The sequence below is a fragment of the Citrobacter sp. Cs237 genome (genome assembly GCF_030332325.1).
Classification (GTDB): Bacteria; Pseudomonadota; Gammaproteobacteria; order Enterobacterales; family Enterobacteriaceae; genus Citrobacter_A; species Citrobacter_A sedlakii.
Genome location: NZ_JAOWIB010000108.1, coordinates 76410 through 89554 on the forward strand (window position 1 = coordinate 76410; position 13145 = coordinate 89554).

11 protein-coding genes are annotated in these 13145 nt (G+C 57.3%); 3 read left to right on the top strand and 8 right to left on the bottom strand.

Annotated elements, in window-relative coordinates; translation table 11 throughout:
• Positions 1-11: 11 nt before the first annotated feature.
• Entirely contained in the window at positions 12-1049 is a 1038-nt protein-coding gene (locus OGY07_RS17440; RefSeq protein WP_286602024.1) for a LacI family DNA-binding transcriptional regulator, read from the bottom strand.
• Positions 1050-1192: 143 nt separating this feature from the next.
• Between OGY07_RS17440 and OGY07_RS17445 the strand changes: the two genes are divergently transcribed.
• Both OGY07_RS17445 and OGY07_RS17450 read left to right on the top strand, forming a co-directional pair.
• Positions 1193-2284, top strand: coding sequence for a glycoside hydrolase 5 family protein (locus tag OGY07_RS17445; protein ID WP_286602026.1), 1092 nt, complete (start codon positions 1193-1195; stop codon positions 2282-2284).
• 22 nt (positions 2285-2306) lie between these two features.
• Entirely contained in the window at positions 2307-3593 is a 1287-nt protein-coding gene (locus OGY07_RS17450; protein ID WP_199956327.1) for an ABC transporter substrate-binding protein, read from the top strand.
• Here the strand turns inward: OGY07_RS17450 and OGY07_RS17455 are convergent.
• Positions 3590-4705 carry a PQQ-dependent sugar dehydrogenase gene (locus OGY07_RS17455; RefSeq protein ID WP_042284998.1) on the bottom strand — a complete coding sequence of 372 codons (1116 nt, stop codon included), beginning with the start codon at positions 4703-4705 and terminating at the stop codon, positions 3590-3592. The genes OGY07_RS17450 and OGY07_RS17455 overlap by 4 nt on opposite strands.
• 128 nt (positions 4706-4833) lie before the next feature.
• The gene (gene bssR, locus OGY07_RS17460) at positions 4834-5217 is read right to left on the bottom strand and encodes a biofilm formation regulator BssR (RefSeq protein WP_042285000.1); all 384 of its coding nucleotides are present in this window, start codon (positions 5215-5217) and stop codon (positions 4834-4836) included.
• Between the two features lie 264 nt (positions 5218-5481).
• Here bssR and rimO point away from each other — a divergent pair, with 264 nt between their 5' ends.
• Entirely contained in the window at positions 5482-6816 is a 1335-nt protein-coding gene (gene rimO, locus OGY07_RS17465) for a 30S ribosomal protein S12 methylthiotransferase RimO (protein ID WP_042285002.1), read from the top strand.
• A gap of 71 nt (positions 6817-6887) precedes the next feature.
• Here rimO and gsiD read toward each other — a convergent pair whose 3' ends face one another.
• Genes gsiD through iaaA form a run of 5 tightly spaced genes read right to left on the bottom strand, consistent with a single transcriptional unit; the run spans position 6888 to position 13130 of the window.
• Entirely contained in the window at positions 6888-7799 is a 912-nt protein-coding gene (gsiD, locus tag OGY07_RS17470; RefSeq protein ID WP_042285003.1) for a glutathione ABC transporter permease GsiD, read from the bottom strand.
• A 2-nt stretch (positions 7800-7801) separates the two neighbouring features.
• Positions 7802-8722 (bottom strand): glutathione ABC transporter permease GsiC, encoded by a 921-nt coding sequence (gene gsiC / locus OGY07_RS17475; RefSeq protein ID WP_060569892.1) that lies wholly within the window; start codon positions 8720-8722, stop codon positions 7802-7804.
• A 17-nt stretch (positions 8723-8739) separates the two neighbouring features.
• Entirely contained in the window at positions 8740-10278 is a 1539-nt protein-coding gene (gene gsiB, locus OGY07_RS17480) for a glutathione ABC transporter substrate-binding protein GsiB (protein ID WP_286602031.1), read from the bottom strand.
• Positions 10279-10306: 28 nt separating this feature from the next.
• Positions 10307-12178, bottom strand: coding sequence for a glutathione ABC transporter ATP-binding protein GsiA (gene gsiA / locus OGY07_RS17485; RefSeq protein WP_286602033.1), 1872 nt, complete (start codon positions 12176-12178; stop codon positions 10307-10309).
• Positions 12165-13130: a beta-aspartyl-peptidase gene (iaaA, locus tag OGY07_RS17490; RefSeq protein WP_286602035.1), complete on the bottom strand. Its 966-nt coding sequence runs from the start codon at positions 13128-13130 to the stop codon at positions 12165-12167. Before iaaA ends, gsiA begins: the two co-directional genes overlap by 14 nt.
• Positions 13131-13145: the final 15 nt, after the last annotated feature.

Sequence of the window (13145 nt, forward strand, 5' to 3'; positions counted from 1 at the left end):
AATCAGGCCGGTTAAGATTCTTTTCGCCCCGGCCCTTTTCCGGTACGCAGGCTACTGCCGCGTACCTGAAGTTTACCCACCAGCCTGCAGTGCGTCGCGTTATCATCGCCCTGACATAAATATTCCACCGCCATTTTCCCCAGCTCGTTATAGGCCAGCTGAACGCTGGTAAGCTGCGGGGTGAGCTGATGTGAAATGCGCTGATCGTCATAACCGCACACCAGTATATCGTCGGGGATCTTCACGCCCATCGCCGCCAGCGCCTGATAGCAGCCCAGCGTCATCCAGTCGCTGGCGCAAAAAATGGCCTCAGGCGGCTGAGGCAACTGCATCAACGCCTGGGTAGCGTGATAGGTTGCGTTCAGCGACCAGTCTGTCTGGCGAACAAGCTGTTCTTCCAGTGCAATGCCCGCGGCCCCGAGGGTCTGCTGGTAACCTTCCAGACGTAACCGACTGGCGTCCATCCATTCGTCGCCCATGATATGCGCGATACGCGTCACGCCCTGATCGAGCAAATGCTGTATCACCTGACAGGCGTTAGCCTTATCATCCGGCAAGAAGGTAGGCAACAGAGGACGCGTCGGATCGTACTGATTCAGCAGGACCACAGGCATCTGAACGGCATGTCTGAACGGGGAAAAGTCAAAGACCCGGGTAACCGGACTGGCAAAAATAATGCCCGCGCAGTGGCGCTGGGCAAGCTGTTGCAAAATATGCCGCGCCAGTTCAACGTCATCACCGTAATCATAGACGGTAAGCAGCATGTCATGCTGCCAGGCGGTGCTGCTGGCCTCGCTTAACGCGTCGACAAAGGGGTCGTAGCCCGGCATCCCGCTGACCAGCAGGGCGATTTCCTCCTGCCCTTCCTGGCGATGCGCTACCGTCAGTTTTTGATAACCCAACAGCCGCGCGGCCTGAAACACGCGCTCGCGCGTGGCCTCGCTTAAGCGAATGCTGCGGCTGTTATTCAGAACCAGCGACACGGTAGCCTGTGATACCCCCGCTTCGCGGGCAATATCACTCATGGTTATTTTATTCTTCTTTTGCATATCAACTCCTTCTGCCTCGCCAGACTATACCACACTCTCCCCGGCGTTAATTTGTGAACGCCTTTGCAGATTCCTCGCGCCGTGATTGCATCTGAAATAAAGTTAATAAAAATTAGCTAATAATATTAGCAAGGAGAAAAACGATGCAACAACAATGGACTATTCGCCAGGCGCAGGCATGGTTTGCGCAGCACGGCTGGGCCTGCGGATTCAACTATCTTCCACGGACCGCCGTTAACTGGAACGAAATGTGGCAGGCTGAGACCTTTGATTTACCGGTAATTGAACAGGAGCTGGCGTGGGCGGCACGATACGGTTACAACGCACTGCGTACTAATCTGCCGTATGTGGTCTGGCAGCATGACCGGGACGGGTTGATGGCGCGTATTGACGCTTTTCTCAACGTTGCCGCGCGCCACAATATGCAGGTGATGTTGACGCTGTTGGACGACTGTGGTTTTTCCGGCGACGAGCCGTGGTATGGACCGCAAAAAGCGCCCACTCCCGGCGTACATAACAGCCAGGCCGCCGCCAGCCCGGGCCGGGAGATAGTGATGTCTGCTGAACCATGGCCACAGGTGGAAGCCTACGTTTGCGATATCATTACCCGTTTCGCCAACGACGGGCGCATCGCCATCTGGGACCTGTACAACGAACCGGGCAACCGTGGCGTGTTCGTCTCCCCCACCGACTATGTGGAAGTGGATGTGGAACTGGAAGAACACGCCCTGCGACTGCTGCGCAAGGTTTTTAGCTGGGCGCGGAGCGCCAGCCCCTCACAGCCGCTGACCGCTGCCGCCTGGCACGTTGAGCATGATGTCTGGGGCACCCTTGAACATCCCATTGACGTTGCCGCAATAGCGCTGTCGGATATCATCAGCTATCACGCCTACGCGCCCGCGGCAACCCAGGCATCGCTTCTGCATACCCTTTCCCGCTACGGCCGGCCGGTGCTTTGCACCGAATGGCTTTCCCGCCACACCCAGTGTGTCTTCAGCGAGCAACTGCCGCTGTTCAGCGCCTTCGATACCGGCTGCTATCACTGGGGGCTGGTGCAGGGCAAAACGCAAACCTGGATCCCCTGGCCTGGGGTCAATAAATGCCATCCTGACCCGCAGTCGCTCTGGTTTCACGATGTGCTGAAACCGGACGGCACGCCATGGCGCGAAGAGGAAATGCGCCTGGTGAAACAACTTACTGATTCTCGTCGGCAGCAGCGCAATAGCCGGACATAAATCAACATGGAGAATGTTTACGATGAGAAAATCACTGTTATTTCTGCTGGTTTGCTGCGGTCTGAGCGCCGCCGCCAGCGCCTGGTCCGCTAAACCGGTAGAGATTCGCTTTGCCTGGTGGGGCGGGAAAGTGCGTAATCAGGCCACGTTGAAAGCGCTGGACGCATTCGAGGCCAGGTATCCCGGTATTAAGGTGAAAGCGGAATATACCGGTTGGGACGGTTACTATTCGCGTTTCACCACGCAAATGAACAGCGGCACGGAAGCCGACGTTATGCAAACCAACTGGAACTGGCTGACCCTGCTGTCGAAAAACGGCGAGGGTTTTTACGACCTCCGCCAGCTCAGCGGGCCGGTTGGGCTGGACCAGTATTCTCCCGCCTCGCTGGCGACCACCACCGTCAAGGGCAAAATTAACGCGATTCCCGTCTCGGCAAACGTCATGCTGTTTTATTACAACGCGGCGACATGGAAAAAAGCGGGCGTGGCGTTTCCTGAAACCTGGGATGAACTGCTGAAGGCCGGACCGGTTTTCAAACAGAAGCTCGGCGATAACTATTATCCGTTGATCCTTTCAGAACAGGACGGGTTGCTGCTGTTGCGTTCCTGGCTGTATCAAAAATACCAAAAGCCCATGGTTGATGAGCAACGGCGCAAAATCGCCTGGAGTCATGCGGAGCTGGTGGAAGCCTTTACCTTCTATAAGCAACTGACCGACCAGCACGTCATCCCGGATGCCAAAGAGCTGGCGGCCTACGGTAAAGGGGTCTATTACGAAATGAAGCCGTGGATCAACGGTGAATGGGCCGGTATTTATAACTGGAATGTGCTGTATCCAGCGGAATCGCAGAATCTCCCTAATCCGTCCGATCTGGTAATGGGGCCATATCCGATGCGTGAAGGCGCAAAAGATGCCGGGCAATTTAATAAAACCGCGCTCATGTTCTCTATTAGTAAACACAGCAAACACCCTCAGGAAGCGGCAATGCTGATCGATTTTCTGATGAGTCAGCCCGAGGGTGTGCTGGCGACCGGGCTGGAACGTGGCGTTCCGCTGAGTGCGGCGGGCGAGAAAATTCTGCGCGACGCAGGCGTATTAAAAGACGACGATCCGGTGGTCACCGGACTCCAGCAGTCCGCGGCGCTACCGAACCACTCGCCGGTTATGCCGTGGCTGGAAGATCCGCAAATTATCGCTCTCTTTACCGCCGCACGGGAAAACATCGACCATGGAAAAGCAACGATCGATGAAGCGGCCAGCGAATTTGAACAGCAGGCTAACCGCGTACTCAGGCGGATTATGCGCTAACTACGCGGGCTAACTTTCCACAGCTCGCCGTCGGACTCGTCGGTCAGAACATACAGATAACCGTCGGGTCCGACGCGCACGTCGCGGATGCGCTGACCCCGTTCACCCAGAATGCGTCCCTCTTCGCTGACCTTATCCCCGTCGACGTTCATGACGATCACATCTTCATCCTTCAGCGCGCCGATAAACACCTTTTGCTTCCACTGCGGGAACGTGTTGCTGTTGTAAAACGCCATGCCGCTGACTGCCGGGGAATGCTTCCAGTAAAAAATCGGCTGCTCGGTGCCTTCCACCGTTTCCCCTTTTGCTTCCGGGATCTTAAAGCCACTGTAGTTGATCCCCCATGTAGCCAGCGGCCAGCCGTAATTTTTGCCTTTCTCTGGGATATTGATCTCATCACCGCCACGCGGGCCGTGCTCATTCAGCCACAGTACCTGACTCCACGGATTCATCGCCATCCCCTGTGGGTTGCGGATCCCGTAAGACCAGATTTCTGGACGCGCCCCCGCCTGGTTGACAAACGGGTTATCAGACGGTACTTCACCCTGCTCAGTAAGACGCACCACTTTGCCCTGAAGTTTGTCGAGATCCTGCGCCGTGGGTCGCTGATTGTTTTCGCCAAGACCAATATACAGATATCCCTTACCGTCAAACACCAGACGGCCGCCGAAATGATTACCGGTGGACAGTTTGGGCATCTGGCGGAATACGGTCTGGAAGTTCTCCAGTCGCGAAAGATCGTCGCTGAGCCGCCCGAAGCCGACCGCCGTGCCTGCTTTACCCTCCGCGTCGGCTTCCGCATAGCTGAGCCAGACACGCCGCGTTTCGGCAAAGTCCGGCGCCAGCACCACGTCCAGCAGACCGCCCTGACCGTTCGCCCAGACCTTAGGGACGCCCGCCAGCGGGTCGGAAAGCCCTTTTCCCGCCTGCCAGTGACGTAGCTGCCCCCCCTTCAGGGTTATCAGCATACCGGTATCCTCCGGCAGGAACGCCAGCGCCCACGGGTGGTCCAGTTTGGTTTGCAATACCTCAACGTTGACCGCGGGGGGGTCGGCCTGCGCTAACGCTGAAAATAACAGTGCGGGGATAAACGGGATAAGCGATAGACGCATAACGCCTCCTTGATGACTCTGGGTTAAAGCGTAGTCAGCAAGGAACATAACGCGGCGATTTTTACAAAAACTTAATATGAAGGGGGAGCATCCTCCCCCTTATTACAGACAGGTTTCCAGAACTGGCTTCAGGCATATTCAGCCGTTGAGTTGGCCTGCAGACTCTGAATGCTCAGCGTTAACGTCGTCAGGCAGTTATCGAGTTTATCTGCGTTGACGGCAATGACAGTCGGACAGTCCTGATGTCCGCTCATCAGGCACACGGCAGCAGCGGCCAGCGCCCCTTCGGCACGGTGCAAAGCATCCCATTCTTCCTGGTCGAGATGCAAAGTGAAGCGCAACGATTCATCGTGCAGCTCACGGTTCAGTTCGAAAAAGTTATCACGTAGATGATCATTCTCGCTGACTGACATGTATCCTTTCGCCTTCCGTAGCTGCAGATACGCAGCGAGGTCTATCCTGGCGTTGATCAGCTTATTCAGCAGATCGGTTCTCAGTCTGTCAACGAACATACTTCGTTCCTCCTTTTTGCAACCATAGTGCAATTTTATAGTATGGTCGTTTTTTGCTCAAAAAGCTGCCGGAGATCAATAATTCACCGGGAATTAACATTATTTACAATGTTAATAGTACATCTGACCTCCCTCAGCAGCGCTGAGCCAGGGCGTTTTCGCCGCCGCTAATAACTAATCTGTCGGGACGCGCACATTCCTGTATAATTTCCGCCACTATGCCGTTAAAATCCCGCGCCATTGATGCAACGTGAGTAAATCAGCATGTCACAAACCCGAAATCCCTCCCTGCAGCCAAAGATTGGTTTTGTCTCTCTTGGCTGCCCGAAGAACCTTGTCGATTCAGAACGTATCCTGACGGAACTGCGCACTGAAGGTTACGACGTTGTCCCGAGCTATGACGATGCAGATATGGTCATCGTTAATACCTGTGGCTTTATCGACAGCGCCGTGCAGGAGTCGCTGGAAGCCATCGGCGAAGCGCTGAATGAAAACGGCAAAGTGATCGTGACAGGCTGTCTGGGCGCGAAAGAAGATCAGATCCGCGAAGTCCATCCGAAAGTGCTGGAAATTACCGGACCGCACAGCTATGAGCAGGTTCTGGAACATGTCCATCATTACGTGCCCAAACCGAAGCATAATCCGTTCCTGAGCCTGGTGCCGGAACAGGGCGTGAAGCTGACCCCGCGTCACTACGCCTATCTGAAAATTTCCGAAGGCTGTAACCATCGCTGCACCTTCTGCATTATTCCGTCCATGCGTGGCGATCTTGTCAGCCGTCCCATTGGCGAAGTACTGAGCGAAGCCAAACGCCTCGTCGACGCCGGGGTAAAAGAGATCCTGGTGATTTCCCAGGACACTTCCGCCTACGGCGTGGACGTGAAACACCGCACCGGTTTCCACAACGGTGAGCCGGTGAAAACCAGCATGGTGAGTCTGTGCGAGCAGTTGTCCAGGCTCGGCATCTGGACGCGTCTGCATTACGTCTATCCGTATCCGCATGTCGATGACGTGATCCCACTGATGGCGGAAGGCAAAATCCTGCCGTATCTGGATATTCCGTTGCAGCACGCCAGCCCGCGCATTCTAAAGCTCATGAAGCGTCCGGGTTCCGTTGACCGCCAGCTGGCGCGCATCAAACAGTGGCGTGAAATCTGTCCGGAACTGACGCTGCGTTCGACGTTTATCGTCGGTTTCCCGGGTGAGACGGAAGACGATTTCCAGATGCTGCTCGACTTCCTGAAAGAAGCGCGCCTCGACCGCGTCGGCTGTTTCAAATACAGCCCGGTCGAGGGCGCAGGCGCGAACGCGCTGCCGGATCAGGTGCCGGAAGAGGTAAAAGAAGCGCGCTGGAACCGCTTTATGCAGCTACAGCAACAGATTTCCGCCGAACGCCTGCAGGAGAAAGTGGGCCGCGAGATACTGGTCATCATTGATGAGGTGGACGAGGAAGGCGCGATCGGCCGCAGCATGGCGGACGCACCGGAAATTGACGGCGCGGTTTACCTGAACGGTGAGACCCACGTGAAGCCCGGCGATGTGATTCGCGTTAAGGTGGAAAACGCCGACGAATATGATTTGTGGGGTTCCCGGGTTTAACGTTTGTCCCTGACGATTGCCGGATGCGCCATCTATGTCGCATCCGGTCAACACCGGTCCCTTCCCCTCGCTTACCCTTTAATTTTCGGATCCAGCGCGTCCCGCAGTCCATCGCCTAACAGGTTAAACGCCAGTACCGTCAAAAATATCGCCACCGCCGGGAACAGCGCCACGTGCGGCGCGATCACCATATCCGCTCGCGCTTCATTAAGCATCGCGCCCCACTCCGGCGTCGGCGGCTGCGCCCCTAAACCAAGAAACGACAGACTTGCCGCCGAAATGATCGACGTCCCTATGCGCATGGTGAAAAACACCACAATCGACGAAACGGTTCCGGGCAGAATATGGTTGAAGAGGATCGTCGCATCGCTGGCGCCAATGCTTCGGGCCGACTCGATAAATGTTTGCTGCTTCAACACCAGCGTATTGCCACGTACCAGGCGCGCGAAGGCCGGGATCGAGAATATCGCCACGGCGATAATCACGTTAGCAATGCCGCTGCCGAGCACCGCCACCACGGCTATCGCCAGCAGAATGCCGGGAAAGGCGAACAACACATCGCAGATGCGCATAATCAACCGATCCCACCAGCCTTCATAGTAGCCCGCCAGTAGCCCCAGCACCGTACCGATCGCCGCGCCGATCAGCACAGCGAATACCCCCGCCGCGAGGGAGATTTGCGCGCCGACCAGCACCCGGCTGAAGATGTCCCTGCCCAGCGAGTCCACGCCGAACCAGTGCAGCGCCGACGGACCTTCGTTGAGCCGGTCGTAATCGAAATAATTTTCCGCATCAAACGGCGTCAGCCAGCGGGCAAACACCGCAACCACAATCAGCGCCAGCACAAACAGACCGGCAATCAGCGCCGCATGCTGGCGACGAAAGCGTCGCCAGAATTCGTACCACGGCGTGCGCACCCGCTCCGGTTTCACCAGAGGCATCGCGTTCAATATCGCCTGACGGCGCCAGTGACGTAATCGCATCCTTACTTGTACCTGATAGCCGGGTTAATGGCTGCGTAGAGCACATCCACCACTAAGTTGATAAGAATAAACTCCAGCGAGAATAACAGCACTTCGGCCTGTATCACCGGGTAATCCCGCATTTCCACCGAATCCACCAGCAGACGCCCCAGCCCCGGCCAGTTAAAGACCTTCTCCACCACGATGGAACCGCCGAGCAAAAAGCCAAACTGCAGCCCCATCATGGTGACGACCGGGATCATGGCGTTGCGCAGTCCGTGCTTGAGCACCACCCAGGTTTCACTCACCCCTTTCGCCCGCGCGGTGCGCATGTAATCTTCGCTTAACACATCGACAAAGGACGCGCGGGTAAAGCGCGCCATCACCGACGCCACCGCTGCGCCCAGGGTGATTGACGGTAAAATATAGTGCTGCCAGCTATCAGCCCCCACGGTCGGCAGCCAGCCCAGCCCGACGGAAAACACCTGCATCAGCAGCATCCCCAGCGCAAAGGCCGGAAAGGAGATCCCGGTAACGGCGAGCGTCATGCTGAGGCGATCGGGCCAGCGGTTGCGCCAGACAGCGGCGACAATACCCGCGGCCATGCCGAACAGAACCGCCCACGCCATACTGGTGAGCGTCAGCCACAGCGTAGGCATAAAACGGCTGGCAATCTCCTCGGAAACGGGTCGCCTGGAGACCATCGAAAGGCCAAAATCGCCGCGCAACACGTTGGTCATGTAATGCCAGAACTGGACATGCAGCGGCTGGTCAAGCCCCAGTTGCTGACGCACCAGTTCGATGACCTGCGCGTCGGCTTCCGGCCCGGCGATCAACCGCGCCGGATCGCCGGGGAGCAGATGGACGAATAAAAAAACCAGCACCGCCACAATAAACAGCGTCGGAATCAACCCCAACAAACGCTTGAGAATATAGTTAAGCATCAGATTCCCGGGGTGGCTTATTGCAAGTCGGCGTCGTCAAAGCTGAAGCCCGTATCCGGCATAATCCAGAAGCCAGTCAGCTTTTTGTTGTGCGCCGAGACCAGTTTTTCTACCACCAGCGGGATCCACGGCGACGCCTGCCAGAGGATATCCTGCGCCTCTTTATACAGCCGCGCCTTCTCCTGCGGGTCGGTGGTTTTCAACGCCTGCGCCAGATCGCGGTCTACCTGTTGATTGCTGTAAAAGGCGGTGTTAAACAGCGTCGGCGGCCAGTTTTGCGAGGCAAACAGCGGCGACAACGCCCAGTCCGCTTCGCCGGTAGAAGCCGACCAGCCGGTGTAAAACATCCTCACCCCGCTCTCTTTCTGCCCCTTACCTTCCACTTCCGCTGCGCGCTGTCCGGCGTCCATTGCCGTCACCTGAACCTTAACGCCCACCTGCGCCAGTTGCTGCTGAGTAAACTGCAGCACTTTCTGGGCGGTACTGTGATTGTGCGAGGCCCACAGCGTGGTGCTAAAGCCGTTCGGGTATCCGGCCTCTTTCAGCAGTTCACGCGCTTTTGCCGGATCGTAAGGCCACGGCGTGTAGGTTTGCGCCCCGGCAATGGACGGCGGTACCACTCCGGTCGCCGGGGTCGCATAGCCAGCAAACGCCACCTTCACCAACGCCTGGCGGTTAATGGCGTAGTTCAACGCCTCACGCACTTTCGGATCATCAAACGGTTTTTGCGTCACGTTCATGCTGATATAACGCTGCATGATCGACGGGCTGGCCACCAGTTGCAGATTTTTGTTTTTCTCTAGCAGAGCGGCCTGCTCGTAAGGAACAGGAAACGCAAACTGCGCTTCGCCGGTTTGCAGCATCGCCGCGCGGGTATTGTTGTCAGTTACCGGACGCCAGGTAATGGTATCGAGCTTCGGTAACCCTTTTTGCCAGTAACCGGGGAATTTTTTCACCTTCACATAATCGGTTTGGTTCCACGTTTCAAGCGTGTAAGGCCCGGTCCCGACCGGATGAAAGCCGATCTCTTTGCCATATTTTTCCAGCGCTTTCGGCGAAATCATCGCGGTTGCCGGATGCGCCAGAATGTTGATAAACGCCGAGAAAGGCTGCTTCAGGGTAATTTTTACGGTCGCGGGATCAACCACTTCCGTTTTAGCGATATTTTTATACAGGTTATAACGTTTAAGTCGGTTATCCGGGTTGCTGGCGCGATCGAGGTTCGCTTTCACCGCGTCGGCGTTAAAGTCGCTCCCGTCCTGGAACTTCACGCCCTGACGCAGTTTTAGGGTATACACCAGGCCGTCGTCGGAAACGGTGTAGCTTTCCGCCAGCACGTTTTTCAGCTTCATCTCTTTATCCAGTCCAAACAGCCCCTGGTAAAAAGATTTAGCGACCGCCTGCGATAAGGTGTCATTCGCATCGTAAGGATCGAGCGTGGTGAAATTGGAACCTACCGCCACCACGACGTCTTTCGCCGCGAACGCGGGCGTGGCGGCCAGTACGGAGGCCGCGCCGAGAGCCAATAGCCACTGCCGGGGAACGAATGTTGTCATAATTTTTCTCCTGTACCCTGCCTGATTGTTATAAGCGCGAAAGCGCATTTTCTTGTTGCGGACGTGCGACATAGTGCCCTGGCCCGACTAACTGCAATGAAACAGGCGTCACCCTCTCCCCGCGTCGATAAATATTGCTGGGAAGTTCGTCCGATAACAACACGCGTTGCGGTCGTTGCCGCCCGGGGTCAGCCACCGGAACCGCCGCCATCAGCTTGCGCGTGTAGGGATGATGCGGATGTTCAAACAGCGCTGCGCGCGGCCCTATCTCCACAATACGCCCCCTGTTCATGACCGCGACGCGGTGGCTGATGCGCTCCACCACCGCCATATCATGCGAAATAAACAGATAAGCAATGCCCATTTCCCGCTGTAAGTCGAGCAGCAGATTAATAATCTGACCACGAATCGAGACGTCCAGCGCCGAAACCGCCTCATCGGCGATGATCACCTTCGGGTTCAGCGCCAGCGCGCGGGCAATGCAGATACGCTGGCGCTGTCCGCCAGAGAACTCATGCGGATAGCGCCAGGCGTGCTCGGCGCGCAACCCAACCCGTTCCAGCAGCCACGCCACTCTTTTTGCCGCCGCGTCCCCCTCAAGCACCCCATGTACTCTTAGCGGTTCCCCAATGGAATACCCTACGGTCTGGCGGGGATCGAGCGAGGCATAAGGATCCTGAAAGATGAACTGAATATCACGCCGCAAAGACTGCAGCTTGCGGGCAGGCAGGTTATCTATACGCTGCCCCTGAAAAATAATCTCGCCGGACTGGCTTTCCACCAGCCGAAGCAACGCCCGTCCGGTAGTGGATTTACCGCAGCCGGACTCCCCCACCAGCGACAGGGTTTCGCCCGGCCAGAGATCGAAGCTGACGTCTTCAACCGCATGTACTTCCCGCGTCACGCGGTTCAGGATGCCGCTACGCAGGGGAAAACGGGTAACCAGATTGCGCACCTGCAATATTGGCTCGCCGTCCACCACCGTATTCTGATCCGTCGGCGGCTCGCAGGTATCCGGTTCGTCATGGGAAATGAGCGGGAAGCGGCGCGGATAAGGCAACCCTTGCATCGCGCCCAGTGTCGGTACTGCCGCCAGGAGCGTCCGGGTATAGGGATGCTGCGGCGCACGGAAAATATGCTGAACATCGCCGGTTTCTACCGCCTGGCCCTGATACATCACCAGTACGCGGTCGGCGACATCGGCCACCACGCCCATATCGTGCGTGATGAAAATCACCCCCATCGACATCTCCTGCTGCAACACCTTGATCAGGCGCAGGATCTGCGCCTGTATAGTGACATCCAGCGCGGTTGTCGGTTCGTCGGCGATCAACACCGCCGGACGACAGGAGAGCGCCATCGCGATCATAACCCGCTGGCGCATCCCGCCGGAAAGTTGATGGGGATAGCGCGACAGAATCGCGTTTGCTTCAGGAATGCGAACCTGATCGAGCATGCGTTTAGCTTCCGCCATCGCCTCTTCCCGCCCTAGCCCCTGATGCAGACGGATCGACTCGGCGATCTGCTCGCCTACGGTAAACACCGGGTTGAGGGAGGTCATCGGCTCCTGAAAAATCATCGCGATATCGGCGCCGCGAATGCGCTGCAGCTGCGAGGCGCTTTGCTCGCCCAGCTCAATCACGTCGCGGTTTCGTCGGCGCAGCAGCATCTGCTCACTGTGCGCTTCTCCGCCGGACTGCTCAAGCAGCCGCATCAGCGACAGCGCGGTTACCGATTTTCCCGATCCGGATTCGCCGACAATCGCCAGCGTCTCGCCGCGCTTGAGGCGAAACGACAGATCCCGCACCGCCTCGACGCGCTGCTGCTCGTGCCGAAAGGCAACGGTCAGTTTGCTGACCGCCAGTACATCGCTGGCGGCAAGCTCATCACTGTGTGGCAACGGTATCCCCTTGTTCCCGGTAGATTCCGGTGGTTGGTGTATCGCCCGCGTAGCCCCAGGCGCGATACATGCCTTCACTGTTAAAGGGCAACGCGACATTCCCTTCATGATCAACGGCGATCAGCCCTCCGCTGCCGCCCAACGCCGGTAATTTCTCCATCACCACGCGCTCGCAGGCTTCGGATAAACTCAGGCCGCCGTACTCCATCAACGCGGCAATGTCATAGGCGGCCAGCGTGCGAATAAACACTTCCCCGGTGCCGGTACAGGACACCGCCACACTGGCATTATTGGCATAGCAGCCCGCGCCGACCAGCGGGCTGTCGCCCACGCGTCCTGGCAGTTTATTGGTCATGCCGCCCGTCGAGGTTGCCGCCGCCAGGTTACCTTGTAAATCGAGCGCCACCGCGCCAACGGTGCCCATTTTTTTACTTTCATCCAACGGCGCGGCGTTATGGTCGAGCCGCGTTTCACCGCTGGCGCGCGCGGCCAGAAGCTGTTCCAGACGTGCCGGCGTCGAGAAAATTTCCGGGGAGACACGCGCCATCCCCAGTCCGACAGCAAATGCTTCCGCGCCAGGACCAATCATCATGACATGGGGACTGTGTTCCATCACCAGCCTGGCGGCGAGAATGGGATTACGCAGATGACTGACGCCCGCCACCGCCCCGGCTTTCAGGGTGTTACCGTCCATGACGCAGGCATCCAGTTCATGGGTGGCGTCGCGGGTGTATACCGCGCCGATGCCCGCGTTAAACAGCGGACACTCTTCAAGCAACCGCACGGCCTCCGTCACCACATCCAGTGCGCTTTCTCCTGCTTCCAGCATCGTTTGTCCGACCGCTACGATGTCAGACAATGCCTGGATATAGCGTAACTCCTGCTCGTGGCTCATCTGTGCGCGCGAGATAGCGCCAGCGCCGCCGTGAATTGCAATGACTGCTTTGCCCATGATTATCATCCGTCT